Raw genomic sequence first — 26,708 nt, 5'->3', positions numbered from 1 at the left:
ACTCCACAAGAGTTTGCGAAACGGCGCTGCGGCGCCGTTTTTGTTGCGCCTGTCCTTGCAATGCCAGTGCGCGCAAACTACGGTTCCTCCACTTTTTTTTCTCAAGACCAGTGAGGACACGATGGCAAGCACGTTGGAAGCGCTCGAACGCTGGGTCAGCGAGGTGGCGGCACAAACCCGCCCCGCGAAGATCCACTGGTGCGACGGCTCGGAGGCCGAATACCAGGCGCTGCTGGGGCAGATGCTGGCCGACGGCACCCTGATCGAGCTGAACCAGGCGACCCACCCGGGCTGCTACCTGCACCGCTCCAACCCGTCCGACGTGGCGCGCGTGGAGCACCTCACCCTGGTCTGCCACCCAAACCAGGAAGATGCCGGCCCGAACAACCACTGGATGGCCCCGGCCGAGGCGCACGCGAAGATCGACGCGCTGTTCGACGGCTGCATGGAAGGCCGCACCCTGTACGTGATCCCGTACTGCATGGGCCCGATCGATTCGCCGCTGTCGCGCTGCGGCGTGGAGATCACCGACAGCCCCTACGTGGTCGCCAACATGCGCATCATGACCCGCATGGGCAAGGCGGCGCAGGAACGCATCGAGCGCGAGGGTGCGTTCGTGAAGGGCCTGCATTCCACCGGCGAACTCGACCCGGAGCGCCGCTGGATCATGCACTTCCCCGGCGAGCGCACGATCAAGTCCTACGGCTCCGGCTACGGTGGCAACGCGCTGCTGGGCAAGAAGTGCCACGCGCTGCGCATCGCCAGCAACCAGGCCCGCGACGAGGGCTGGCTGGCCGAGCACATGCTGATCGTGGGCATCGAGAACCCGCAGGGCGACACGCACTACATCGCCGCCGCCTTCCCCTCCGCCTGCGGCAAGACCAACCTCGCCATGCTGATTCCGCCCGAGGGCTATCGGAAGGGCGGCTGGAAGGTGTGGACGGTGGGCGACGACATCTGCTGGATGCGCCCCGGCGCGGACGGCCGGCTGTACGCGATCAACCCCGAGGCCGGCTTCTTCGGCGTGGCGCCGGGCACCAGCGACAACAGCAACCCGAACGCACTGAAGTCCATCGCGCACGACACCATCTTCACCAACGTCGCCGTCACCGCCGACAACCAGCCGTGGTGGGAAGGCCTGCCCGGCACGCCGGTCACCGATTGGCAGGGCCGCCCCTATGACCCGGCGAATGGCCCGGCGGCACATCCGAATTCGCGCTTCACGGTGAGCGCGCGGCAATGCCCCACCTGGTCGGAGAAGGCGGAGGACGCGCAGGGCGTACCGATCAGCGCGATCGTGTTCGGCGGTCGCCGTCCTTCGCTGCTGCCGCTGGTGATGGAGGCCCGCGACTGGACCCACGGCGTGCTGATGGGCGCCGCGATGGGTTCGGAAACCACTGCCGCCGCCACCGGCGCGGTGGGCGTGCTGCGCCGCGACTCGATGGCGATGAAGCCGTTCTGCGGCTATCACTACGGCGACTACTTCGCACATTGGCTGTCGTTCGACCGGCCCGGCGCGAAGCTGCCGAAGATCTTCCACGTCAACTGGTTCCGCAAGGGCAAGGACGGCAAGTTCCTGTGGCCGGGCTTCGGCGAGAACCTGCGCGTGCTGGAGTGGATGATCGCGCGCGTGGATGGCAAGGCGCGCGGCGCCGAAACGCCGATCGGCACCCTGCCCGCCGCCGGCGAACTCAAGCTCGACGGCTTGAAGCTGGATGCTGCCACGCTGGCCGAGCTACTCGCGGTGGACCGATCCGGCTGGCAAGCCGAGCTCGTGGCCATTGGCGAGTATCTGGACGGCTTCGCCCCACGCCTGCCCGCGGCCTTGCGTGCGGAACAGCAGCGCGTGGCCGGTGCACTGGGTGCCGACGCCATGCCGCGCAAGGCGGCCACGGCCTGACGATGACCGCATCGTCGCGGATCGATGCATCCGCGACGATGCAAACCCTGGCGCCCGCGGCGGCATCCAAGCTGGCAAGATGATCGCCGCCTGTCCCGCCACCGACCGCTCGATGCCGCCAGCCTCCGCTGCCGCAGATCACGACACCGACGACGTGCACGCGGCGGCGGCCGGCGATCGACTGGCGTTCCAGCGACTGTACCGCCGGCACGTCGAGCGCATCCACGGCGCGCTGTGCCGACTCGCCGGCTACGACCACGCCCGCGCGGAGGACCTCACCCAGGAAGCCTTCGTGCGCGCCTGGCAAAAGCTGCCCGGCTTCCGCCACGAGAGCGCGTTCGGCACCTGGCTGTACCGCCTCGCGATCAACGTGGCACTGATGGAACTCCGCGCCCGCCGCGCCGATCCGGTCGGTTACGTGGACGAGGACAAGCTGCCCGAGCACGGCGAGACCCCGTTCTGCGCCGCCGAGCGCGAGGAACTCGAGCGCGCCATCGGCAAGCTGCCGCCACGCGCAAGGGCCGTGCTGGTACTGCACGACATCGAAGGCTGGCGGCACGAGGAAATCGGCAACGAACTCGACATGGCCGTCGGCACGTCCAAAGCGCAACTGCATCGCGCGCGGCAACTGCTGCGCCGGGCCTTGGGAGAAACACCATGAACGAATTCGAATGGCGACAGCAGATGCGCAGCCTGCGCCAGCCGATCGCGCCCGGCCGCGACCTGTGGAGCGCGATCGACACCGCACTGGAAGCGCACGACGGCAATGTGACGGCGCCGCAAGCCACGCGACGCGCCACGCACCAGCCTTGGCTGCTGGCCGCCGCGCTGGCCAGCACCTTCCTGCTGGCCGGCGGCATCGGCCTGCGCCTGCACCGCAACGCCACCACGGCGGCGGATGGAGCAACCGCGCTCGCGAAATCGGCGTGGAACCCGTCCGACCCGCGCCTCGGCGGCGCGGCGATCGAGCTGGACGCAGCCCGCCTCGAGCTCCAGCAGGCCATGCAGCAATCCCCGCACTCGCCCGCGCTGCAGCGCCTGCTGGTGCGCACCGAACGGCAACAGACGCAATTGCGCCATCTCGTCCACGAGGCCGGCTGATCCACGCCAGGAATGACCATGAAGATCACACGCTACGCTCCCCTGCTGCTGTGCCTGTGCATTGGTCAGGCCCTGGCCGACACGCCGATCAACCTGCAGCATGCCGCCACGCCCACCGCGCGCATCAGCATCAGCAACGTCTCCGGCGAGGTTCGCGTCACCGCCTGGGATCGCCCGTCGGTACAAGTGGGCGGCCAGCTCGGCGACGGTGCCAAGCCGCTGGCGATCACCGGCAGCGACGGCAAGCTCGCGATCGAGGTGCAGCCCCAGGGCGGTGGTGGCTGGTTCAACTGGGGCAGCGACAACCGGATGGCGCCGACCGTGCTGGATCTGCATGTGCCGCGCGGCGCCACGCTGGACGTGCGCGTGGTCAGCGCACCGCTGGTGATCGACGGCATGGACGGCGGCGGCATCGCCGTCAACACGGTCAGCGGCCGCGCGCGGATCAACGCGCGCACACCCTCGCTCAGCGTCGACAGCGTCAGCGGCAACATCGAACTGGCCGGCCATGCCGCGCAGGCCAGCCTGCAGACGGTGAGCGGCGACATCCTCGCCCCGGTGCTGGGTGAGCAGGCGAAACTGCAAACCATTTCCGGCCGCATCCAGGCCAGCGGCGGCCCGTGGCGCCAGCTCACGCTGAGCACGGTGTCGGGGGACGTGCAGATCGCCGGCGGCCTCGCGCCGGACGGCAAGCTCGGCATCGACAGCATGAGCGGCAACGTGCAGCTGCAACTGCCCGCCGGCACCTCGGCCACCGTGCATGCCAGCAGCTTCAGCGGCGATCTGCGCAGCGATTTCGGCAGCGCGCAGAAGTCCGAACACGGCCCCGGCAGCAAGCTCGATGCGCGCCTCGGCAACGGCAGCGGCTCGATCAACGTCGAGACCTTCAGCGGCGATCTGCGCATCCGCACCGCAAACTGATACGGGTCTCGGGGGCGCCACCGGAGCGGGCTTCGGGTCAACGCGCCCGATACCTGCATGCGCCGCCCACGGCGCGCGCCACTTTTATTCGTTTCGGCATACGCCGACGAGCCCTTGGTGTATGCAGCCGCACATTTCACGTCACAACTGCCCACAAAAAAGCCACCGGCCATGACGGCCGGTGGCTGCAGAACGTTACTGACCGTCTGCTGTATCAGTAGTCGTAAGTCACCGAGAACCGCACGGTGCGCGGCGGGGTGGTGAACAGCGGTTGCTGATAGTTGGTGTTGACGTAGATCGTGTTGTTCAACCGGTTGAAGGAGTTGGGGAACGACGGATCGGTCTGCAATGCGCGCTGCTGGTTCAACGCATTGAAGACATCCAGGTTGAAGCCCAGTTTGTGGTCGGCGAACGCCGGACGGTAGTGCACGCCAAAGTTGACCAGTTCCGTCCACGGCGTATGGCCGTTCGAACCCGGCGTCACCCGCTGGCCGTTGCACCAGTGGTAGTTGCCGGTGCCCGAGTTGTTGTAGCCGGTCGGATCGTTCGCGCCACCGGGGAGATAGCCGCCCGGACCCTGGGTCAGCGGACCGAAGTAACCCAGGCACTCACGCGGCATGCCGGACTGCACCAGCAAGGTGCCCGAGACCAGCCATTCCGGCGAGATCTCGTAGCTGCCGCGGAAGCGGATCTGGTGTTTGCGCACGTTGGCGAACTCGCCGTACTGCCCGTCCATCAGCTGCCAGCTGTCCCAATCCTCGGTCTTGGAAATGTCTTCCTGGCCGAAGTCCGAGCGCACCTGGCCCTCGGTGTTGCCGAAGCCACGGGTGAAGGTGTAATCGACGCGGCCATACCACTTGCCGTCGAACGGGTGCTCCAGGTACAGGTTCAGGGAACCGTACTTGCGAACGGCACCACGGTCGAAGCCCCAGTCCTTCAGGGTCATCGGCACGAGAACGCTCTTGCTGCCGTCGTCGGACACCACCAGCATGTTGTTGGTGCGGCCCGGGTTGAACAGGCGGCAGTACGAGGCGCCGTACAGCGAGTTGGAGTAGAGGCTCGGGTCGAGGCCCATGCTGGTCATCTTGGTGGCGATCTGGCTCGGCGAGCACTCGTCGTCGATCGCAGCCTTCAGCTCACGCCACATCGCCTTGGCACCGTAGACCCAGTGATCGCCCAGCTTCTTGTCGAAGCCGACGATGAATTCGTCCAGGTATTCCGGCTTCAGGTTGCGCGCGGCAACCTGCAGGGGATCCTTGGGCGCACCCGTCTCGCCGTCCGGCGAAGTCGTCGGCCCGAGCTGGGTCAGGCCCTGCGGGATGCCCGTGACCGGGTCGATGCTGGTGTACGAGTAATTGGTGGTGAGATAGGTCGAACGGTTGGCCGCGCGCTCCGCCGCATTGTTGGGGAGCGCCAGGTAGTAGCGACCGGCGTTGCCGTAGACCTTGAACGAGGAGTCACCGAACACGTCCCAGCTCGCACCGATGCGAGGTTCCCACTGGTTCTTCTCGTCGACGAAGGCCTTGCTCAGGTCGTTGTAGTTGGTGAAGCGGTCGTTGCGCAGGCCGATGCTCAGGTAGACGTTGGAAGCCACCTGCCAGTTGTCCTGCAGGTAGTAGGCCTTCTGCGACATGGTCATGCTGGTCGCCCAGCCGATCTCGCGCTTCTGCACCTCGCCGCCAGCCAGATAGCGCCAGTAGTAGTTGACCGCCGGATTGAACGGGTTCTGCTGGTTCGGGCCCTGATCGATGGCCCGGTAGTACATGTTGTCGATACCGGCCAGCAGGTCGTGGTCACCCAGCTTGTAGTCGAAGTCCACGCGCAGGCCGCGGGTGGAGTTCTTCGCACCAGGCGAAGTCCACGAGGTATTGGTCTGGGCATTGGTGGGATGGCTGCCATCGGGCAACGTGGCATTGGTGCCACGGGAAATGAACGGCAGCGGGCTGGTGTTGCCGTACTCGACCGGATCCTGGAAATGCGCCTTGCCGGCGGTGATGCTCAGCGTGGCCGCATCGGTGATGTAGCTGGTGAAGTGGCCGATGTAGAACTGGGCGTTGTCCTTGGTGACGTCGTTCTTGCTGGAGAACGCGCCTTTCTGCAGGGTGTCGTAGTCGAAGTCGTAGGTTGAACCGGCGCCGAGGCTGGTGTTGTTGCGCAGCGCGGTCAGCTCCAGCACGTTGCTATCGGTAATGTTCCAGTCCAGCTTGCCGTAGAACTTCGTTTCCTTGTCGTGGAAATCCTGCACCTTGCCATTGTCGATGGTCTCGACATTGGTGCCCTGGGTCTTGGTGGTTTCGCCCGCCAGGAACAGGTACAGCTTGTCCTTGATCAGCGGGCCACCCACGTAGGCCGAATAGATCGTCTGCCATTCCTTGTTGTCGTTGCGGTACTGCCGCAGTGAACCCGGTGCATTCGGGGCCGGCGCGTAGTTGACCAGGCTGCTCGACGCCGGAATCGAGGGATTGCCGTAACGATAGTTGGTCGGCGTGCCTTCAAACGAACGCGGCTGCCAGGAGACCTGACCACCGAAGTGCCAGTCATTGGTGCCGCGCTTGCCGACCTGGTTGATCACGCCGCCATCGGAACGACCGTACTTGGCGTCATAGCCGCCGGTCAGGGTTTCCTGCTGCTCGATGGCTCCGTAGGGCAACTGGAAGCCGCCAAGGTTCTTGTACGGCTCGCCGACGTTGTAGCCATTCACATAGTAGGAGTTCTCGGACACGCTGGAACCGCCGAACGACACCAGCGACTGGCCGGACGTGCCGGTGAAGAAGCCGCTGCCCGACGTGGTGTTCGGCGACAGCAACGCGATGGCTTCGGCGCTGTGTGCCACCGGCAGCCGCTTCAGGTCGGCCGCGGTGATGACCGTGCTCGAGTTGACGTTGGTGACGTCGATGGAGGGCAGCGCGTTGGCCGTGACCGTCACCGAGGACAGCTGGGTGGCGTTGGTACTGGCGCTGGCGAAGTCGACACCCGCGGCGCCGCCGCTCGAGACGTAGGCGTTGTCGTGCGTGCTGACGACCGTGCCGTTCTGCTTCAGGGTGACCGTGTAGGTGCCCACGGGCAGGTGGTCGACGCGGTAACGGCCCGTGCTGTCCACCGGCACTTCACGCGAGAAGCCGGAGGTGTTGCTGACCACCACGGTCTCACCCGACGCGGTTGGCGCCTGGCCGAAAATGCTGCCGACGGTGCTCTGCGCAAGCGCGGCCCCGCTGAAGCTCAAGCCCATGGCGATCGCCAGGGCAGTCGGGCGCCAACGCATGGCACCAGCACTGGCTCGGTAGCGAATACTCATCATGTTTCTCCCCAGATGGATGTCCAGACGGACGATTAATGCATTTCAAACACATCGAACCGGCAGATCCATGGAAGCCCCCTGGCTTCGCAAGCATGAAGTGGAACTTCACGAATCCTTGCGACGAACGATCTGCCTCACGCAAAAATAAGGCGCGAGAACGTGCTCGGTCAACAAAAAATTTATGTTTTCGCCCAAATTGATTCGTAATAATTTACAAGCCAATGACATTTCGAGAAAATATTCTCGCATTAATTTGCGATTGCTCGGAAAACCATGCCTTGGCAACCCATACCTGTAGCGATGCGGGTGCCCGGTTCCGCGTCAAAAGGACCGATTGAGCTGACCCAACGGCGGAACTACCATCCCTTGATGAACTCGACGGTACCCACAGCCGCCACACCGCGGCCCCAATCCCGGGATCAAGCATCGGAGGAGGCCCGGCTGGCCCGTGTCCAGGAATCCCTGGAATCACGACTCGTCCAGGCGCCTCACGACACCGCCACCCTGATCGAATTGGCCGAAGTGCTGTTCCAGCGTGGGTGCTTCCGCGCATCCAGTCGACCGCTCTTGCAGGCCGCAAGCCGGCTTCCGCGCAACGCCCCGTTGATCGTCTCGCTCGCGCAACACCTTGTTGCCAATGGCGAAATCATCGTTGCGCGGGCCTGCCTCGACCTGCTGGAACAGGCGCCCGAACCACCCGCCGACTTGCTGACCGCCCAGGCTCACCTACGCTTCACGATCGGCGACATCGCCAAGGCGCGCGAACTGATGGAACGGGCACTGCGCACGGGAGCCGATTCACCCGGCGAACTGCACATGTACGCCCTGCTGCTCCAGTTCAGCGGCAGGATCGACGAGGCGCAGGAACTGCTGGAGCGCAGCCTTGTGCGCTGGCCTCACTTCGGCGACGCCATCACGGTGCTGGTCAACCTGCGCCGGCAACGCCCCGAATCGCGGCGGCTGGAATGGATCGAGGAACAATTGCGACGGATGCCGCACGAACCCACGGAGGCCGATCGCGACTTCGTGCGCGCGGAATTCGAGTACGCACGTTTCAAGACGCTCGACGACCTGGGGCGCCACGAGGAGGCCTGGGATGCCTTGTCCCGTTGCAACGCAATCATGCATGCGCTGAATCCTTACGATGCCGAGGCCGAGGAAGCGGTCGCCACGGCGCTGATCGGCATGCCGGCCGGGGCCGAGCCGCGCCCAGGCGCCGAACGGCCACCGGGCCCCGTACCCATCTTCGTGGTGGGTATGCCCCGTTCGGCCACCACCCTGCTGGACCGGATCCTCTCCAGCCACTCGCAAATCACCTCGGCCGGTGAAATCATCGATTTCTGGCGCCAGTTGCACTGGATCGCCGATGTCGTGCCCGCTCGATCCGAGGGTTTGCTGGAAATCATCCGGCGCAGTGATCGCATCGACTACCGCGAACTTGGCGAGCGCTACCTGAAGCAGACCCAGTGGCGTGCGCAAGGCAAGGCTTATTACATCGACAAGCTGCCCGCGAACATCCAGATGGTCGCCTTCATCCGGCGCGCGCTGCCGCACGCACCCATCCTGCACCTGGTGCGTGACCCCATGGATACCTGCTTCTCCAACTACAAGGCGATGTTCGGCAACATCTCCCCGTACAGCTACGAGCTGGAAGCGCTTGCGCACTACCACGGGCAATACGCACGGCTGGTGCAGCACTGGCACGCCACGCTGCCGGGCGCCCTGCTCGACGTACCGTACGACGCACTCGTGCGGGACACCGAGGCGACGGTGCGCCATGTCCTGGCCCACTGCGGATTGGCTGCCGAGGAAGCCTGTTTCAGGCCCGAGCGCAATGCTGCACCGGTTGCCACGCCCAGCAGCGCGCAGGTGCGCGAATCGATCCATGCGCGGGGACTGGGCCAGTGGCGCAGCTACGCGCGGCAACTGGAGCCGCTGAGAGTGGCGCTGGCGGCGCAATCGGTCCGCTGACGACCATCCGGCACGTCAAACGAGAACGCCGTCGCTGAGCGACGGCGTTCTCGTCACAGTGATTCCGCCGCAAGCCGGGATCAGAGATCCTGGTGGTATTGCACGTAAGGCGTGCGCGACTGGTCCGGCTCGGGACCCATCGGCGTGTTCGCCGGCGTGCCCGATGACCACAGGTTCTGCGCGCCGACGCTCAGCGAGCCCTGCCACGGCAGACGCCAGGTCACGCCGAGGTCGATGCTGTTCCAGCGGCGGTCGGGGGCGTAGCCGTTACCCGGCACGCCAGCCAGCGGCTGCATGGTGCGGCCGACGATGCTGCCGCTGACCGGGCCGTGGTCGACGCCGAAGCTGATCGCCTTCTGGTCCAGCGTGCTGATGCCCAGCAGGTTGCCCGGCAACAGATGGATGCGGCCGACACTGGCGCCCACGTCGATGCCGCTCTTGCTGCCCAGCGCGAGACGACCGTGCGCATTGAGCTGGGAGCTGCTGTCGAAACCGGAAAGCCCGTCGACGCCCGGCGCGACGCCGGGCAGCACGCGCGGCAGGCTGGGGCTGTTCGGCGTGCTGTTGGTGCCCACGCTCAGGCCGAGGCTGTAACGCCCGTCCTGGTAGGTGGCGCCCACTTCGCTGCCGACCACGCGCAGCGGACTGTTGATCCAGGAATGCTGGCTGACATCGGCATGCGCCTGCCAGTTGGGCGTGAGGCCATACTGCAGGCCGGCGCTGGTCACGCTCGCCGCGTCGACCGCATGAAACGAGAGTGGTGTGTTGCGCTGCGCCTGCACGGCGTTGCGGTTGTCCGCCTTGAGCACGAACAGGTGGCCGTCCGTTCCGCGCCACAGCGGCATCACCAGACCCGGCTGCACTTCGGCCATCTGCGCCGGCGGCTGCTTCAACAGTTGCGCGGCCAGCTTGCCGCTGGCGTCGTCCACGCTCTGACCGGCCGCCGCGAACGGCAGCAGGCACAGCAGCAGTGGAACGAGCAGGCGACGCATGGCAGAAGGTCCGATACGGTGGATGTCAGTCGGTTGCGGGGACTGAAGTATATCGCATTTTACATTTAACTAACACCGACACAAGCCTGCGGTACAGTAATCCATACCGTGCTGTGACCGGCTTCTCGATAGACTGGCCTGCGTTCCCCGGGGTTCCTGCTGGCGGTGGTACCGATTCGCAGGATATAAGAGGCGTCACGCCGCCTCCCGACTGTCGGGTCGACCCTTGATGAATGCAGCTTCCACCTCACGCCCCACGCCCGTGCCCGCCCCGGCAGACGATCCGGCGGGCGTGCCTGCGGCGATCGAGCAACTGCTGAAGGCACACGACAGTTCGAGCGTGCTGGAAATCTGCCAACGCATCCTGGCCGACTTCGGGATTGCCGGCCAGTTGCACTGGCGGGCGCCGGAGACCGGGGACGCAAATGTTTCCGGCTGGTGCTTCGACCTGGCGGAGGATACCCAGCGCCAGCACGTGCTCACGCTGAGCCGCGACGAACCGGTGGCCGAGGCCCTGCGCGAAAAGCTGGCCTGGCTGGGCCGGCTCGCCGACACCCGCCTGCGCCAGCTGGCCGAATCCAGCCGCCTGTACGAAGCGATCTCGCGGTTGGCGCTGGCCGAGCGCCTGCAGCGCGCGCTTTACGCGATCGCCGAGCAGGCCAGCGCCGAACACGACATGCCCGCGCTGATGCGCTCGCTGCACACCATCGTCAGCAGCCTGATGTACGCGGAGAACTTCTATATCGCGCTGTACGACCCGGCCAGCGACAGCGTTCGCTTCCCGTACTACGTCGACACCCTCGACACCGATCCGCCGCCGCCCGCGCGCAACGTCCCGCTGCACGAACTGCTGCACGGCATCACCTGGACATTGCTGCGTCAGGGACGGCCGCTGTTCGGCGCCACCGAGGAGCTGGTGCAGGAACTCGGCGGCCAATTCCAGCTGCACGGCCCGCGCTGCGAGCACTGCATCGGCGTGCCGCTGTTCCGCGTCGGCCAGGTCGTCGGCTGCATCGTGGTGCAGAGCTATCGCAGCAGCGTGCGCTACACCCGGCACGACCTCGACCTGCTGAGCTACGTGGCACAGCACGTGCAAACCACGATCGAGCGGCGCAGCGCCCACGTGGAACTGGAGCGCCGGGTCGCCGACCGCACCACCGCGCTGCGCGAGGCGAACCGCGTGCTGCGCCAGCAGGTGCTGCAGCGCCAGCGCGGCGAGCGGCTGCAGGCGGCGCTGTTCCGCATCGCCGAACTGGCCAGCACCACCGACAGCCTGGAGGATTTCTACCCGGCCGTGCATCGCGTGATCGGTGGCCTGCTGTACGCGCGCAACTTCTACATCGCGCTGGGCGACGAGGAGAACCAGCTGATCACCTTCCCCTACTCGGTGGACGAGGTGGACAGCGACCGCCCGGCGCGCAGCCACGGCACCGGCGCCACCGAATACGTGCAGCGTACCGGCCGTCCGCTGCTGGCCGACGCGGCGACGATCGACCGGCTGTGCGCCAGCGGCGAGATCACCCGTTTCGGTTCGCGCTCGGTGTGCTGGCTCGGCGTGCCGCTGATCTGGGGCGACCAGGTGCGCGGCGTGCTCGCGGTGCAGAGCTACTCGCCCGAACACACTTATACCGAGCGCGACCAGGAACTGCTCACCTTCGTCAGCTACCACGTCGCCAACGCGCTGCAGCGCAAGCATGCCGACGCCACCCTCAAGCAGGCCTACGCCAGCCTGGAACGCCGCGTGGTGGAGCGCACCCGCGCGCTGGGTCTGGCCAACCGCGACCTGCGCGAGCAGATCGCCGAGCGCGAACGCATCGAGCGCCGGCTGAAATACGAGACCCTGCACGATTCGCTTACCGGCTTGCCGAACCGCACCCTACTGCTGCAGCGGCTGGAACAGGCGATGCAGCGCTACCAGGCGCATCCGGAAGAACAATTCGCCGTGCTGTTCATCGACCTCGACCGCTTCAAGGTGATCAACGACTCGGTCGGCCACCTGGTCGGCGACGACCTGCTGTTCCAGGTCGGCGGCCGCATCCGCGCCTGCCTGAAGACCCGCGACGTGGTGGCGCGCCTGGGCGGCGACGAGTTCGCCGTGCTGCTGGAGCACGTGTCCGATGCCGACGCCGCGCGGCGCATCGCCGAGCACGTGCTGAACGAGCTGCAGACGCCGTTCCGACTGGGTGCGCGCGAGATCTTCACCTCCGCCTCGATCGGCATCGCGATGGCCGGCGTGCACTACCGCCAGCCCGAGGAACTGCTGCGCGATGCCGATTCGGCGATGTACCACGCCAAGGACGGCGGCCGCCACCGCGCCTCGCTGTTCGACGACCGCCTGCGCCGCGAGGCGCTGTCCCTGCTGCGCATGGAAAGCGATCTGCGCCACGCGCTGACCCGCCGCGAGTTCGTGCCGTTCTACCAGCCGATCGTCGCGCTGGCCGATGGCCGCGTCGCGGGCTACGAAGCGCTGCTGCGCTGGAACCATCCCGAGCGCGGCCTGCTGTTGCCGCAGGATTTCCTGCTGATCGCCGAGGAGACCGGCTGCGCCGAGGCGATCGACTGGCTGATCTTCGAGCAGGCCTGCGCACAGGCCGCGCAACTGGTCGGCACCAAGGGCACCATCAGCATCAACGTCTCCGGCCAGCACTTCCGCTACGCCGACTTCGACGCCCGCCTGCTGGCGCTGCTGGAACGGCATCACGTGCCGCCATCCAGCATCCGCATCGAGGTGATCGAGCGCACCTTGCTGGACAATCCCACCCAGGTGAAGCAGATGCTGCAGAACCTGCGCCACCAGGGCGTGGGCATCGCACTGGACGACTTCGGCACCGGCTACTCCTCGCTGAGCTACCTGCACCAGTACCCGTTCGACACGCTGAAGATCGACCGCTCCTTCGTCACCGAGCTCGGCGACGAACGCAAGGACCAGGGCACGGCGGTGATCCGCGCGATCCAGGTACTGGCCGACTCGCTGGGCATGCAGGTGATCGCCGAGGGCATCGAGGAGGCCTCGCAGCGGCAGGCCCTGCTCGACGTGGGCTGCCGCTACGGCCAGGGCTTCCTGTTCGCGCAGGCGCAGACCGCCGAATACTGGTTGCGCCCGGAGCATCGGTTGCCGTAGGAGCGCACCCTGTGCGCGAATGCTTTTGCTCCGATCGGCACCAGAGCTTCGCGCACAGGGTGCGCTCCTACGGCGCGTTCATGCCGTGCCGGATACCCCCGCCCCGCCGGCATCGCGCAACAGGTGCTCCGCGTCGACGCGGTCGAACCGGTAGCGCTGCGCGCAGAACTCGCAGTTCACCTCGATCTGGCCGTCCTGCGCGTCCAGCGTCGCCTCCACCTCGTCGCGGCCCAGCGAACGCAGCATCGCCGCCACGCGCTCGCGGCTGCAGCTGCAGCCGAACGTCAGCGGGCGCGGCTCGAACAGGCGCACGGATTCCTCGTGGTACAGGCGGTACAGCAGTTGCTCCGGCGCGGTGGTCAGCAGCTCCGCCGCACCCAGCGTGGAGGTGAGGTGCGTGATCCGCGCCCATGCATCCTCGTCTTGCGCCCCGCCGTGGCCGCCATCGTCGGGCAGCTTCTGCAGCATCAGGCCCACCGCATGCTCGCCGTCGGCGGCCAGCACCAGCCGCGCGGGCAGTTGCTCGGACTGGGCGAAGTAGTTCTCCAGCACGCCCGCGAGGTCCGCCGCGCGCAGCTCCACCAGGCCCTGGTAGCGCTGGCCGCGTTCCACGTTGCCGATGGTGATCGCCAGTACCGCCTGCGGCAGCGCGTCGAGCGACAGTGGCTCGGGCAGCGGCGGCTCCCAGCGCGCCAGGCCGCGCAGGCGGCCCTGGTCGGTGCATTCGGCGAACAGCAGGCGCAGGGCGCCCGTGCTCTTCAGCTGCACCGACAGCTCGCCGTCGAGCTTGATGTTCGCGGTCAGCAGCGCGCTGGCCGCCAACGCCTCGCCGAGCAGCTCGCGCACCTCGGCGGGATAGTCGGCACGGCCGGCCACTTCGCGCCATGCCGGCCCCAGCCGCACCAACGCGCCGCGCACGCCGGCGCGTTCGAGCAGGAAGCGGTGCAGCACATCTTCGACCAGTACGGTTTCCACGAATCACCTCTCAAGCCAATCTCCGCAAGATAGGGGCGAATGGCCGGTGCGCAATGGCCGGCAAGACGGCACGCTTATACTGCCGCGAATCTCCGCCTTGGTACGCCATGTTCCGTCGCCCGTCCTTTCGTCGCCTTCTGCGCTGGATCGCGTTCGCCGCGCTGGCCTGGCTGGCACTCACCTGGCTGGCGGTGCTGGTGCTGCGCTTCGTGCCGCCGGTGACCTCGGCGGTGATGCTGGAGCGCCACGTCGGCGCCTGGCTGCACGGCGAACGCGATTTCCGCCTGCGCCAGCACTGGGTGCCGTGGTCGCAGGTGTCGCCGTGGGTACCGCTGGCGATGGTGGCGGGCGAGGACCAGAAATTCCCGTTCCATCACGGCTTCGACTTCGACTCCATCCACGAGGCGATCGACGCGGCCGACGACGGCGCGCGCCTGCGCGGGGCCAGCACGATCAGCCAGCAGACCGCGAAGAACCTGTTCCTGTGGAACGGCCGCAGCTTCGTGCGCAAGGGGCTGGAGGCGTACTTCACCGTGCTGATCGAGCTGACCTGGCCGAAGCGGCGCATCCTCGAGGTGTATATGAACATCGCCGAGCTGGGCGACGGCATCTACGGCGTGGGTGCGGCCAGCGAGATCTATTTCCACGTGCCGCCCGCACGCCTCACGCCGGCGCAGGCGGCGCGGCTGGCCGCGGTGCTGCCCAGCCCGCGGCGTCTGCACGCCGACCGCCCGAGCGCCTACGTGCTGCGCCGTGCGGACTGGATCGAGCGGCAGATGCGCCAGCTCGGCGGGCCGGCCTATATCGATGGGCGGTGACCTTTGCGATCGTCCTTGATCGCGAAAATCAAGCGGGTGGCCGTCCCTGGCCGCACTTCTCAAACGGCACTTCACGATGCGGCTACACCCGCCGCTGGCGCCGGCGCTAGACTGGTTCCGCCCCATCCACGGGTTCAACCGGAGTCCGGACATGCGTCAGGTCAGGCATCTGCTGGAAGGCAAGGGTGGCAGCATCTACACCATCGCGCCGGACGCGCCCGTGCTCGAGGCGATCAAGCTGATGGCCGAACACCGCATCGGCGCCCTGCTGGTGATGCGCGGCGAACAGCTGGCAGGCGTGGTGTCCGAGCGCGACTACGCACGCAAGGTGATCCTGCAGGGCCGCTCCTCGGCGCAGACCGCGGTGGCCGACATCATGCGTGCCGATCCGCTCACCGTGGGACCGCAGACCGACGTGCTCGATTGCATGCGCCTGTGCACCGACAGCCGCGTGCGCCACCTGCCGGTACTCGAAGGCGGCAAGCTGGTGGGTGTCATCTCGATCGGCGACTTGGTGAAGGCAGTGATCGACGCCCAGGCCGAGCAGATCGAGCATCTGGAACGCTACATCACCGGCTGAATCGCGTTTGCTGAACAGGGCGGTGACGGGCGGTCAAGCCGACGTCGCGGCCCCGGTTCGCGTCGCCGGTTCGTCCGGCGCCAGATCCGGCGACCAACCCGCCCGGCGCGACACCCAGGTAGCCAGCATCGCCACGCCGGTGCCCGCCAATGCCAGCCCGGTCACGCCCACGCCCAGCATGCGCAGGCCGCTCACCGCGCTGGTCACCACCAGGTCGCCGAAGCGCCACACCGTCGTCTCGACGAAGTTCTTGCCCTTGTAGCGCGTCTCGCGCTGCACCCGCGTGTACAGCGCATCCACCGCCGGCTTGGTCATGCCATAGGCGAAGCCGCGCGTGACCACCATCATCAAGGCCAGCAGCGACACGCCATAGCCGGAAACCACCACCGTGCCATGGCCGCCGATCGCCACCATCAACAACAGCGCCACGTTAACCACTGCCGGCAACACCAGCCCCCAGCCCGCGCCGCGACGGATCAGCAACCAGCGCGTCAACGTGAGCTGCAGCACCGCGCCGAGCGTGTTGGTGGCCAGATCCAGGTTGTTGTAGAACGCCGTGCGCGCCACCGTGTCGACAAAATGCGCCTTGGCGTAATCCGCCACCAACGCATAGGCCAGCGTACCGATGCCGTCGCCGAACAGCATCAGCAAGGCCATGTAACGCAGGAACGGACGCGACCACAGCTCCTTGACTCCGGCCCACAGTGAGCCGCCGACCGCCTCGTCGCCCCGGCTGCCCGGCTGGCGGTCATGCCGCGCGGAGAGTCGCAGCAGCAATGCCAGCGCCAGCGCCAACGCCAGCGCCGAGACCACCAGCAGCGGCGCCACTCCGATCAGCCGCACCAGCAGCTTGGTCACCAGCGGACCGAAGACCGCGCCCGCCATGCCGCTGAGTGCGATCAGCGAAAACACCCGTCGCGCCTGACCGCTGGAGAAGATGTCGGCCATGAAACTCCAGAACAGCGACACCACGAACAGGTTGAACACGCTGGCCCAGACGAAAAACACCACGCCCAGCTCGCGCGCACCGATGCGATCCTGCGCCACAAATGCGGGCACGAACGCGAGCAGGCACAGGATGAAAAAGCTGTAGCTCCAGCCGAGCAATTGCCTGCGTCGGAAGCGCGCCACCAGCATGCCGAACAGCGGCGTCAGCAGCAGCATCACCACGAACACCGCGCCGTAGAACAGCGGCAACGACTGCGAGCCGACCGCGCCGCTCAGTTGGCCCATGACTGGCCGGATGATGTAGTACGACGTCATCACGAAGAAGAACGCCAGCGCCGACAACGCGGGTTCAGCGCCCTCACGGATCGCGGCGACACGGATCGAACTCACGGGGACATCCAGCACGGGCAAAATCCGGAGGGCTGAAGGCTAGCACGCCCCTCGCCAGTCGTCCGTGGCGATCGCCGGATGAACCCGCGCGCGCGGCCGCGTTGTTCCTCCGTGCAAAGTGCCGGAGAATCGGAGTCTCCGCACCACTGCCGATCGCCCGCCTGCGGCGCATTCCACTCCGACGTCTTCTGCGTCATCCAGCCTTGCCGAAGTACATGCCGTTTCGACACCTGCCCCTCGCTCTCGCCTGCGCCATCGGACTGGCCTGCACCGGCCTCCACGCGGCACCGGCCGACGACGGCGGCAACCTGCCGCCGGCCAGCGCGCACATCGCCACGGCCGAACTGCCGCCCGAACGCGTCAAGGCCACGCTGGCCGACTATCACCGCTGGCTGGACGAACTCGACACGCGCCACGGGGCCGCCGGCCTGGCCACGGCGGTGGTGATCGACGACAAGGTGGTGTTCGAGCACACCCTGGGTTATGCCGACGCCGCCAGCCAGACGCCGGTGACGCCCACCACCGTGTTCCGGCTGGCCTCGCTCTCCAAGGCCTTCGCCACCGCGGTCACCGGCCTGCTGGTGGACAGCGGCAAGCTGCGCTGGGACATGAAGCTGGTCGACGTGTTGCCCTACTTCAAGCTCAAGGACATGCAGTCCGCCGACCAGGCCACCGTGGCCGACATCCTCGGCCAGCGGCTGGGCCTGCCGCACAACACTTACGACAACCTGCTCGAAGGCGACGAGTCCTACCAGGAGCTGGTGCGCAAGCTGGACGAGGTGGACATCACCTGCCCCGCGGGCCAGTGCTACGGCTACCAGAATGTCGCCTTCAGCATGATCGGCGACGTGCTGTTCGCGCGCACCGGCAACTTCTTCGACCGCCTCGTCGACCAGAGGCTGTTCCACCCGCTGGACATGCAGACCGCCAGCTACGGCCGCTCCGCGCTGGAATCCAGCAAGAGCTGGGCGCACCCGCATCGCCCCGGCCGGAACCACGGCTGGATTCCGTTCGAGCCCAACGAGACCTATTACCGCGTGGCGCCGGCCGCCGGCGTCAACGCCAGCATCCGCGACATGGAGCAATGGCTGATCGCGCAGATGGGCGGCCGCCAGGACGTGTTGCCCACCAGCCTGCTCGACGTGCTGCATGCGCCCGCCGTGAACACGCCGACCGAACTGCGCGCCACGCCGTGGCGGCATGCGCGGCTCAGCGCCGCGCATTACGCGCTGGGCTGGCGCGTCTACACCTACGCCGGCGAAACGCTGATCTACCACGCCGGCGCGGTGGCCGGTTACCGCACCATGATCGGTTTCTTCCCGAAGTACCACGCGGGCGTGGTCACCTTGTGGAACTCCGCCGGCGCGATGCCCAGCGGGCTGATGCCGATGGTGTTCGACAGCCTGCTTGGCCTGCCCCACGTGGACTGGGCCGGAGTGGAAAGTCCCGAACCCGCCAAGGCGGCACCGGCCAAGGCCAAACCTGCGCGCAAGGCGCGATCGCGCCGCCACCGCTGAACCGGTCGTCACCGCTACGGCCAACGCGAAGACGGCGCATGCGATGCATGCGCCGTCTTCGTTTGCATCTGCTGCGGGTCGATCAGCGCCCGGTGCTGAACTCGATCTTCTGCTGCTTGGTGCTCGCCACCGCGGTGCCGCCGCGCATCGCCGGCTTGAAGCGGTAGCGGCTCACCGCCTCCATCGCGGAACGATCGAACACGTGTCGCGGCTGCGCATCGACCACGTGCACGTCCGAGGTGCGGCCCTCCGGCGTAACCGTGAAACCGACCACCACCCAGCCGCTCTGGCCCGCGCGCAGGGCCGCGGTGGGATAGTTCGGGTTCGCACCCTTCAGCAGCACCGCGTCGCTGCTCTCGGCCGCGGCGACCGCGGTCGGAGCGGGTTGCGCCGTCGCCTGTGCTGCGGTTTGCTGCTGCTCGGTATGCTGCTGTTTCGCCTTGGCCTGCTCGGCGGCCAGCTGCGCCTGCTGCTGTTCGGCCTGCTTCGCAGCTTCCTGCTTCTCGGTGGCCGCCTTCTGCACGGCGAGTTGCGCCGCCTTCTGCTGGTCCTCCGCCTGCTGTTGCTGCTGGCTGGCCAGCTTGCGTTGGGCATCGAGCTTGGAACGCAGGATGGTCAGCGTGTAGTTCGCCGGATCGGCCTTGGCCAGCAGGTCGATCTCGCGCTGCGCCTCGTTGAAGTCGCGCGAGTTGACTGCCTGCTCGGCGTCCGATGCGGCATACGGGAAGGTCTCGCGCAGGGCACTGGTCGCCACCGGGTTGCCCGGCTGCTTGGCCAGCACGCGCAGGTAGAACTCGAACGCGTTGTTGCCCGCCGGCGCCAGGTAGCGTTGATCCTTCAGGGCCTTGCTGGCCTCGGTCAGCAGCTGGTTGACGTCCATCGCCTGCACGTTGGCGGGCGCGGCTTCGGCCGGCGTCTTCCCGGCCGCCGCCACGGCGGGCACGCCGCCGTTGTCCAGTTGCATCTGCTGCTGGTAGGGGCGGACGATCAACAGCCATGCCGCGGCGGCAAGCGCGGCGACGATGGCAATGATGGCGATGGCAACGGGCCGGACGGCCCCGCGCACGCGACGGCGCGCGATGTGTGTATATCGGGTATCCATGGTCTCTCACCGAGTGTCGACAGATACCCGCGCTTTTTCCCCCTGTGCATCCAGGAGCGGCGAGTCCCCTGACTACGCCGCGGCGCGGATGTGGGAAAGGTAACCGCATTGCGCCGGGCGGGCAAATCGCACGGACTTTCGTCGCAAGCCGTGATGCGTTCCGCGGCGGCGTGGCCGGGGTCGTGCTGGCGGGGCGGCATGGAACGGCCCGGCAGCTTCCGGCGCCTATCCTTGCGATCGTCCCTGGTCGCGGGAGTCAAACGGGCGCCCCCATGACCGCTCTCCTCAATCCTTGCGATCGTCCCTGGTCCCGGGAGTCAAACGGGCGCCCATCCATGGCCGCACTCCTAAAACGAAACGTCCCGGCAGGGCCGGGACGAAGTTTCCGAATCGATCTCCCCGCGCTGGGCACCGCGGGGAGACAAATCGATGATGCCTGTTGTTGTAGTGCTTACTTCTTGGTGGTCTTGCTGGTCTTGCTGGTCTTGACGGCCTTCACCACCTTGGCGGCGGCAGGCTTCTTGGCAGCGGCTTTCTTCGCCGCCGGCTTCTTGGCGACTTTCTTCGCCGTGGTCTTCTTCGCAGCCGCCGGCTTCTTGGCGACCTTCTTCGCCGCCGGCTTGCGGGCGGTCTTCTTCGCAGCAGCCTTCTTGACGGCCGGCTTCTTGGCGGCGGTCTTCTTGGCAGTGGTCTTCTTGGCGGCCTTCTTGGCAGCCGGCTTCTTTGCAGCGGATTTCTTGGCAGTGGCCATGGTTCGTCTCAGCTCCTCATCGGTTGGCAGTGGTTGCCCAGTAAAAGCATGGAGGAACGCCTCGACCAGCAAATCGCTGTTGGTGGCGTGCCTCAAATTCTTCACCTGACGCTCGGTGCGCAGGTCGGACAGCGTACGCAATACATGGAGCGGAATCGAAACGGTGATCTTGCGTACCGCGTTCGCCTTCTCACCGTGCTCTATGTAAGGCGTGATGAATTTCGGTGATGCCATGTTGCCGTTCCCCGTGAACTTGGGCGAAAGCTATTCCGTAAGATTTCAGCTGTCAATGGATTTTGTTCGGCAAATCAATTCGTTTCGCCAAGGGACGGATGCCACCGGCGCGGACGGCACCATAATTCCGGCATCACGGCAATTCACGTTTGGACATCCATACATCCAAACGATATTTCGATTATTTTTTCATGGCATGTCGAAAATCACTTGAAACAAGGGCTTTTCCGTTTGCCGCGTGCTTCGCGCAGGGAATGCGAAACGTCATCGCATCCGCGCACCGATCCGCGCCTCGCGCACCGGATCACGGCGTCCCGGGGAGATGAACGGGACGCGACCGGATTCTTCGCGAAACGGTCGTCGCCGGGACGATTTGCCGCCGTCGCGGGCAACGAACAGCCGACTTCGGCACCTCGCCGCGGCGACGGCAACGGCCGGAACCGTCCACTCCGGCGGCACCGACGAGCACGTCGAACACGACCATCGTCCAGCTTCCGGCGCTTCCGGCGACCCGCATCGCTTCCGCGAACGGACGTCCATTTGCGAACTCGGCGCGACACGTTGCGGATACCGGAAACGACGACGGCCGCGCAAGGCGGCCGTCGTCGATCCACGCGGAACGCGAAGGTTCAGTGGTCCTCGTTCTCGATCAGTTCCTCGTAGGCACCGGCGTCGAGCAGCTGGTCCAGCTCGGCGCGGTCGCTGATGCGCACGGCGAAGATCCAGCCTTCGCCGTAGGCGTCCTCGTTGATCGTCTCGGGCTTGTCGTTGAGCGCCTCGTTGACCTCCACCACCTCGCCGGACACCGGCGAGTAGATGTCCGAGGCGGCCTTCACCGACTCCACCACCGCGGCGGCGTTGCCGGCGGTGACGCTGGCGCCGATTTCCGGCAGCTCGACGTAGACCAGGTCGCCGAGCTGGCCCTGGGCGTGGTCGGAGATGCCCACGCGCACCAGGCCGCCGTCCTCGACGCGGGCCCATTCGTGGGATTTGTTGAACTTCAGGTCGCCGGGGATCTCGCTCATGGTCGGGTCCAGTTTCGGGTCAGGGGACAGGCGGCCATTCTAGCCGCAAGAGATGGGCAGGAAAGGCACCGGCTCAGATACCTTCGCAGGGCTTGCCGTCGCGCACGAAGGGGTACTTCACCAGGCGCACCGGCAGCTCCCGGCCGCGGATGTCGACGCGGATCTCGCCGGGCTCGCCGGCGGGGATGCGCGCGAACGCCACCGCCTTCTCCAGCGTGGGTGCGAAGCTGCCGGAGAGGATTTCGCCCGCGCCGTTCGCGGTGAGCACGGTCTGGCCGTGGCGCAGCACGCCCTTCTCGTCCAGCACCAGGCCCACCATCACGCGCGGCACGCCGGCGGCCTTCTGTTTTTCCAGCGCGGCGCGGCCGATGAAGTCGCGGCCTTCGTCCAGCGCGATGGTCCAGCCGAGGTTGGCCTCCCACGGCGAGACGCCCTCGTCCATGTCCTGGCCATAGAGGTTCATGCCGGCTTCCAGGCGCAGCGTGTCGCGCGCGCCGAGGCCGGCCGGCGCCACGCCGGCGGCGGCCAGCGCCTCCCACAGGGCCACGGCATGTTCCTGGGGCACCAGGATCTCGAAGCCGTCCTCGCCGGTATAGCCGGTGCGCGCCACGAACAGCGGCATGCCGTGCGGGCCCTGCGCGGCGGCGGCGGCGAACTTGCCCAGCTTCTCGATGCGCGCGCGATCCACCTCGTGCAGCAGGCCCAGCACCTTGGCGCGGGCGTTCGGCCCCTGCACCGCGATCATCGCGAACTCGGGGCGCTCCCGCACTTCCACGCCGAAGGCTGCGGCCTGCTTTTCGATCCACTCCAAGTCCTTGGCGCGCGTGGCGGCGTTCACCACCAACCGATAGAACTCGTCGCCGAGGAAGTACACGATCAGGTCGTCGATCACCCCGCCCTGCTCGTTGAGCATGCAGGAGTACAGCGCCTTGCCGTGCACCTTCAGCTTGTCCACGCTGTTGGCGAGCAGGTGGCGCAGGAAATCCTTCGCCTTCGCGCCGTGCAGGTCGACCACGGTCATGTGCGAGACGTCGAACATGCCTGCATCGCGGCGCACCGCGTGGTGCTCCTCGATCTGCGAGCCGTAGTTGATCGGCATGTCCCAGCCGCCGAAGTCGACCATGCGCGCACCCAGCGCGCGATGGGTGGCGTTGAGTACGGTCTTCTCGGTCATCGCGGGAGCGCCTTGCGGGGAAGGGAGACGGGCATTATCCCCTGCCCGCGCGCGCCTTTCCAAGCTGCGGACTCAATGCGCCGACGTATCGATCCGGCGAAACGTGAGGTTGATGCGCGCCGCCGCGAGCCCGCGCACGCGCGGCAAGTCGTGCCGATACAGCCGCTGGGTGGCGCCGGCCATGCGCAACAGGCTGCCGTGCGGCAGCGCCAGCTCGAAGGTGTCGCCGGGCTGCGCCGGCTCGCCCCGGGCACGGCGGCGACGGAAGCGGAAGCGCCGAGCGGCGCCCAGGCTCAGCGAGGCGATCACCGGCCGCGCCCCCAGTTCGGGTTCGTCGTCACTATGCCAGCCCATCGAGTCCTGGCCGTCGCGATACAAGTTCGCCAGCACGCTGTTGAAGCGTGCGCCGCAGACCTGCTCGACGCGCACGCGCACCGCGGCCAGCGCCGGTGGCCATGGCCGCGGTTCGAAACGGCTGCGTGAATAGGTGTAGGTGGCGCCGGGATCGCCGATCCAGCAGCTCAGCCGCGGCGAGGCAAGCTCGCGGCCGAACAGTCGGATGCGATGGGTTTCCCAGGCGATCGCCTGGCGCAGCTCGGCGAACAGCGCGTCCGCTTCGGCCGTGTCCAGCCACTGTGGCCACAGCGCCACATCCGCATCGGGAAGTCGGAGGTCATGCCAGCCTTTCATCGCTCGGATCGGCCATGTGAACCATGCAGAATCCGGAGCGAGGCACTCGATGGTGTCCGTGGGTCGGGATTCATCCCGACTCCCTGGCTGTGTCGGGCTGAAGCCCGACCTACGGCCCGGCCTACGACCCGAGCTGCGGCGAGCGGAAAATGGAGTCCTCCCGCAAGTTCAGATGGCGTAACCATCGCCGTGCGCCGGCAAGCCGATGTGTTCCAGCAACTGGGTGGCGAGCTGCTCGGCGAGCTGCTCGGCGCGCAGGCCGGAGGTCTGCAGGTGCACCTCGGGCGCCTCGGGCCGCTCGTAGGGCGCGTCGATGCCGGTGAAGTTGCGGATCTCGCCGGCGCGCGCCTTGCGGTACAGGCCCTTGGGATCGCGCTGTTCGCACTCGGCCAGCGGCGTGTCCACGAACACCTCGACGAACTCGCCCGCATCGAACAGTTCGCGCACCGAACGGCGCTCGCTGCGGTAGGGCGAGATCGCGCTGACCAGCACGATCAGGCCCGCGTCCACCATCAGGTGCGCCACCTCGCCGATGCGGCGGATGTTCTCCACGCGATCCTCGGGGGTGAAGCCCAGGTCCTTGTTGATGCCGTGGCGCACGTTGTCGCCATCGAGCAGATAGGTATGGTGGCCCAGCGCATGCAGGCGCTTCTCCACCAGGTTCGCGATGGTGGACTTGCCCGCGCCCGACAGGCCGGTGAACCACAGGCACAGTGGGCGCTGGCCCATGCCGGCGCCGCGCACCGTCTTGTCCACGTCCACGTGCTGCCAGTGCACGTTGGCGGAGCGCGTGAGCGCGAAGTCGATCATGCCGCAGGCCACGGTGGCATTGGTCTGGCGGTCGATCAGGATGAAACCGCCCAGGGTACGGTTGACGGCGTAGGACTCGAACGCGATCGCCTCGTCCAGGCCCACCGTGCAATAGCCCACCTCGTTGAGCGACAGATGACGCGCGGCCAGCTTGGCCTGGGTGTTGACGTCCACCTTGTGCTTGATCGCCATCACCCGCGCATTGACCGTGCGCGTGCCGATCTTCAGCCAGTAGGTGCGGTTCGGCAGCAGCGCGTTGTCGCCCAGCCATACGATGTGGCAGGCGAACTGGTCGGCCACCGGCGCGGGGCGCAGCGCGTCGGCGATCACGTCGCCGCGGCTGGCGTCCAGCTCGCGATCCAGGCACAGCGTCACCGCCTGGCCTTCGTTCGCGTTGTCGAGGTCGCCATCGGCGGTGACGATGCGCGCTATGCGTGCGCGCGTCACGCCGGGCTGCACCACCACCTCGTCGCCTTTCGCCACGCGGCCGCCGCAAATCGTGCCGGCGTAGCCGCGGAAGCCCTGGTCGGGTCGATTCACCCACTGCACCGGCATGCGGAAATCCGCCGCCCGCGCCGGCGTGGCGTCGGCCGCCTCCAGCAGACCGAGCAGGGTCGGGCCCGAATACCACGGCATCCGCGCGGAACGCGTGCCCACGTTGTCGCCACCCGGCGCGATCACCGGCAGGCAGTCAACGCGGGCGATGCCCAGCGTCTGCGCCAGCTGGCGGTAGGCTTCGGTGATCTCGCGGTAGACCTGTTCGCTGCAGTCCACCAGGTCCATCTTGTTCACCGCCAGCACCACCTGGCGGATGCCGAGCAGGCTGCAGATATAGGTGTGGCGGCGGGTCTGTGGCAGCAAGCCCTTGCGCGCATCCACCAGCACCACCGCCAGTTCGGCGTTCGAGGCGCCGGTGGCCATGTTGCGCGTGTACTGCTCGTGGCCGGGGCAGTCGGCCACGATGAAGTGGCGCCGCGTGGTGTGGAAGTAGCGGTAGGCCACGTCGATGGTGATGCCCTGCTCGCGCTCGGCATCGAGGCCGTCGGTGAGCAGGGCGAAGTCCAGCGCGTCGCCAGCGTCGGCGTGCAGCTTGCGGCTGTCGCGCGCGAGTGCGGCGAGCTGGTCGTCCGGCAGCATGCCGGCGTCGTACAGCAGGCGGCCGAGCAAGGTGCTCTTGCCGTCGTCCACGCTGCCGCAGGTGATGAAGCGCAGCAGGCCCTGGCCGGTGGTGGGTGCAATCACGGCATCCATCAGAAATAGCCCTCCTGCTTCTTGCGCTCCATCGAGGCCGTGGGATCGTGGTCGATCACCCGCCCCTGCCGCTCGGAACTCCTGGAATCGGCCATCTCCCGGATGATCTCGTCCAGCGTGGCGGCGCTGGACTCCACCGCACCGGTGAGCGGATAGCAGCCCAGGGTGCGGAAACGCACCATGCGCGTCTCGACCTTCTCGCCCTCGCGCAGGGTGAAGCGCTCGTCGTCCACCATGATCAGCGCGCCGTCGCGCGCCACCACCGGGCGCGGCTTGGCGAAGTACAGCGGCACCACCGGGATGTTTTCGCGGCGGATGTACTGCCACACGTCCATCTCGGTCCAGTTGGAGATGGGAAACACGCGCACGCTCTCGCCCTGGCGGATCTGGGTGTTGTACGTGTGCCAGAACTCCGGGCGCTGATGCTTGGGGTCCCAGCGGTGCTGGGCGTTGCGGAACGAGAACACGCGCTCCTTGGCGCGCGACTTCTCCTCGTCGCGGCGGGCGCCGCCGATCGCCGCATCGAACCGGTACTGATCCAGCGCCTGCTTCAGCGCCTGGGTCTTCATCACGTCGGTGTGCACGGTGGCACCGTGGGTGAGCGGCGAGATGCCCTGGCGCACGCCGTCCTGGTTGATGTGCACCAGCACCTCGACGTCACCCGCGGCGGCCACCTGGTCGCGGAACGCGATCATCTCGCGGAACTTCCAGGTGGTGTCCACGTGCAGCAACGGCAGCGGCGACTTCGCCGGATAAAACGCCTTGCGCAGCAGGTGCAGCAGCACCGAGGAATCCTTGCCGATGGAATACAGCATCACCGGCTTGCGGAAGCTGGCCGCCACCTCGCGGAAGATGTGGATGCTCTCGGCTTCGAGCTCGTCGAGGTGGTCGGTGCGGGGGGCGAGGCGTGCGTTCATGGCGTGTCGGTTTCAGTAGCGAGGTACGGCCCGCAGCAGGCCGAGCCGAACGGGCATGCTACGCGAGCGCTGCCAATTGCCCAAACAACCAAGGCGGCAGGGACATGCGCCGGATGGCATATGGTGCCAAAGCGTCACCTGCAGGAGCGCACCCTGTGCGCGATGTGGCTTTTCGTGGAGAGCTATTCGCGCACAGGGTGCGCTCCTACAAAAACGCGGACT

The 26,708-nt window shown here is 67.0% G+C and carries 20 protein-coding genes; 9 read left to right on the top strand and 11 right to left on the bottom strand.

Features of this window, described 5'->3' with window-relative positions:
• Positions 1-121: 121 nt before the first annotated feature.
• From B0E52_RS03260 to B0E52_RS03245, 4 genes are all read left to right on the top strand, one after another.
• A complete protein-coding gene (locus B0E52_RS03260; protein WP_077481724.1) occupies positions 122-1,900 on the top strand; it encodes a phosphoenolpyruvate carboxykinase (GTP) in 1,779 nt (592 codons plus the stop codon).
• A 112-nt stretch (positions 1,901-2,012) separates the two neighbouring features.
• Positions 2,013-2,561: a sigma-70 family RNA polymerase sigma factor gene (locus B0E52_RS03255; RefSeq protein ID WP_077481801.1), complete on the top strand. Its 549-nt coding sequence runs from the start codon at positions 2,013-2,015 to the stop codon at positions 2,559-2,561.
• The gene (locus tag B0E52_RS03250) at positions 2,558-3,001 is read left to right on the top strand and encodes a hypothetical protein (RefSeq protein WP_077481722.1); all 444 of its coding nucleotides are present in this window, start codon (positions 2,558-2,560) and stop codon (positions 2,999-3,001) included. The genes B0E52_RS03255 and B0E52_RS03250 overlap by 4 nt, the downstream gene beginning before the upstream one ends.
• Positions 3,002-3,019: 18 nt before the next feature.
• Positions 3,020-3,922, top strand: coding sequence for a DUF4097 family beta strand repeat-containing protein (locus B0E52_RS03245; protein ID WP_077481799.1), 903 nt, complete (start codon positions 3,020-3,022; stop codon positions 3,920-3,922).
• 214 nt (positions 3,923-4,136) lie between these two features.
• Here B0E52_RS03245 and B0E52_RS03240 read toward each other — a convergent pair whose 3' ends face one another.
• Positions 4,137-7,184, bottom strand: a complete 3,048-nt coding sequence (locus tag B0E52_RS03240) for a TonB-dependent receptor (protein WP_254426688.1) — start codon at positions 7,182-7,184, stop codon at positions 4,137-4,139.
• A gap of 405 nt (positions 7,185-7,589) precedes the next feature.
• Here B0E52_RS03240 and B0E52_RS03235 point away from each other — a divergent pair, with 405 nt between their 5' ends.
• On the top strand, positions 7,590-9,191 hold the full coding sequence (locus B0E52_RS03235) for a sulfotransferase (protein WP_077481720.1): 1,602 nt from the start codon (positions 7,590-7,592) through the stop codon (positions 9,189-9,191).
• 80 nt (positions 9,192-9,271) lie between these two features.
• On the opposite strand, the gene B0E52_RS03230 is transcribed toward B0E52_RS03235, so the two are convergent.
• On the bottom strand, positions 9,272-10,183 hold the full coding sequence (locus tag B0E52_RS03230) for a hypothetical protein (RefSeq protein ID WP_077481718.1): 912 nt from the start codon (positions 10,181-10,183) through the stop codon (positions 9,272-9,274).
• Between the two features lie 229 nt (positions 10,184-10,412).
• On the opposite strand from B0E52_RS03230, the gene B0E52_RS03225 reads away from it, so the two are divergent.
• Positions 10,413-13,304 carry an EAL domain-containing protein gene (locus B0E52_RS03225; RefSeq protein WP_077481716.1) on the top strand — a complete coding sequence of 964 codons (2,892 nt, stop codon included), beginning with the start codon at positions 10,413-10,415 and terminating at the stop codon, positions 13,302-13,304.
• 78 nt (positions 13,305-13,382) lie between these two features.
• On the opposite strand, the gene B0E52_RS03220 is transcribed toward B0E52_RS03225, so the two are convergent.
• A complete protein-coding gene (locus tag B0E52_RS03220) occupies positions 13,383-14,279 on the bottom strand; it encodes an Hsp33 family molecular chaperone HslO (RefSeq protein ID WP_077481714.1) in 897 nt (298 codons plus the stop codon).
• A 107-nt stretch (positions 14,280-14,386) separates the two neighbouring features.
• Here B0E52_RS03220 and mtgA point away from each other — a divergent pair, with 107 nt between their 5' ends.
• Positions 14,387-15,097: a monofunctional biosynthetic peptidoglycan transglycosylase gene (gene mtgA, locus B0E52_RS03215; RefSeq protein WP_077481712.1), complete on the top strand. Its 711-nt coding sequence runs from the start codon at positions 14,387-14,389 to the stop codon at positions 15,095-15,097.
• A 151-nt stretch (positions 15,098-15,248) separates the two neighbouring features.
• The gene (locus B0E52_RS03210) at positions 15,249-15,677 is read left to right on the top strand and encodes a CBS domain-containing protein (RefSeq protein WP_077481710.1); all 429 of its coding nucleotides are present in this window, start codon (positions 15,249-15,251) and stop codon (positions 15,675-15,677) included.
• A 33-nt stretch (positions 15,678-15,710) separates the two neighbouring features.
• Here B0E52_RS03210 and B0E52_RS03205 read toward each other — a convergent pair whose 3' ends face one another.
• Positions 15,711-17,015 carry an MFS transporter gene (locus B0E52_RS03205; protein WP_077481708.1) on the bottom strand — a complete coding sequence of 435 codons (1,305 nt, stop codon included), beginning with the start codon at positions 17,013-17,015 and terminating at the stop codon, positions 15,711-15,713.
• Positions 17,016-17,230: 215 nt separating this feature from the next.
• Here B0E52_RS03205 and B0E52_RS03200 point away from each other — a divergent pair, with 215 nt between their 5' ends.
• Positions 17,231-18,532, top strand: coding sequence for a serine hydrolase domain-containing protein (locus B0E52_RS03200; RefSeq protein ID WP_077481706.1), 1,302 nt, complete (start codon positions 17,231-17,233; stop codon positions 18,530-18,532).
• An 82-nt stretch (positions 18,533-18,614) separates the two neighbouring features.
• Here B0E52_RS03200 and B0E52_RS03195 read toward each other — a convergent pair whose 3' ends face one another.
• From B0E52_RS03195 to cysD, 7 genes are all read right to left on the bottom strand, one after another.
• Entirely contained in the window at positions 18,615-19,634 is a 1,020-nt protein-coding gene (locus B0E52_RS03195; RefSeq protein ID WP_077481704.1) for an energy transducer TonB, read from the bottom strand.
• A gap of 451 nt (positions 19,635-20,085) precedes the next feature.
• The gene (gene metJ / locus B0E52_RS18760) at positions 20,086-20,619 is read right to left on the bottom strand and encodes a met regulon transcriptional regulator MetJ (RefSeq protein ID WP_077481702.1); all 534 of its coding nucleotides are present in this window, start codon (positions 20,617-20,619) and stop codon (positions 20,086-20,088) included.
• A 629-nt stretch (positions 20,620-21,248) separates the two neighbouring features.
• Positions 21,249-21,644, bottom strand: coding sequence for a glycine cleavage system protein GcvH (gene gcvH / locus B0E52_RS03185; protein ID WP_077481700.1), 396 nt, complete (start codon positions 21,642-21,644; stop codon positions 21,249-21,251).
• Between the two features lie 73 nt (positions 21,645-21,717).
• Positions 21,718-22,818 carry a glycine cleavage system aminomethyltransferase GcvT gene (gcvT, locus tag B0E52_RS03180; RefSeq protein ID WP_077481698.1) on the bottom strand — a complete coding sequence of 367 codons (1,101 nt, stop codon included), beginning with the start codon at positions 22,816-22,818 and terminating at the stop codon, positions 21,718-21,720.
• A 72-nt stretch (positions 22,819-22,890) separates the two neighbouring features.
• Positions 22,891-23,508: an alpha-ketoglutarate-dependent dioxygenase AlkB gene (locus B0E52_RS03175; RefSeq protein WP_077481696.1), complete on the bottom strand. Its 618-nt coding sequence runs from the start codon at positions 23,506-23,508 to the stop codon at positions 22,891-22,893.
• A 168-nt stretch (positions 23,509-23,676) separates the two neighbouring features.
• Positions 23,677-25,569 carry an adenylyl-sulfate kinase gene (gene cysC, locus B0E52_RS03170; protein ID WP_077481694.1) on the bottom strand — a complete coding sequence of 631 codons (1,893 nt, stop codon included), beginning with the start codon at positions 25,567-25,569 and terminating at the stop codon, positions 23,677-23,679.
• Positions 25,569-26,486 (bottom strand): sulfate adenylyltransferase subunit CysD, encoded by a 918-nt coding sequence (gene cysD / locus B0E52_RS03165; protein WP_077481692.1) that lies wholly within the window; start codon positions 26,484-26,486, stop codon positions 25,569-25,571. The genes cysC and cysD overlap by 1 nt, the downstream gene beginning before the upstream one ends.
• Between the last annotated feature and the right edge of the window lie 222 nt (positions 26,487-26,708).

The organism is Rhodanobacter sp. C06 (assembly GCF_002001105.1).
Lineage (GTDB): Bacteria > Pseudomonadota > Gammaproteobacteria > Xanthomonadales > Rhodanobacteraceae > Rhodanobacter_A.
This window is presented reverse-complemented; position numbering and strand designations above follow the sequence as displayed.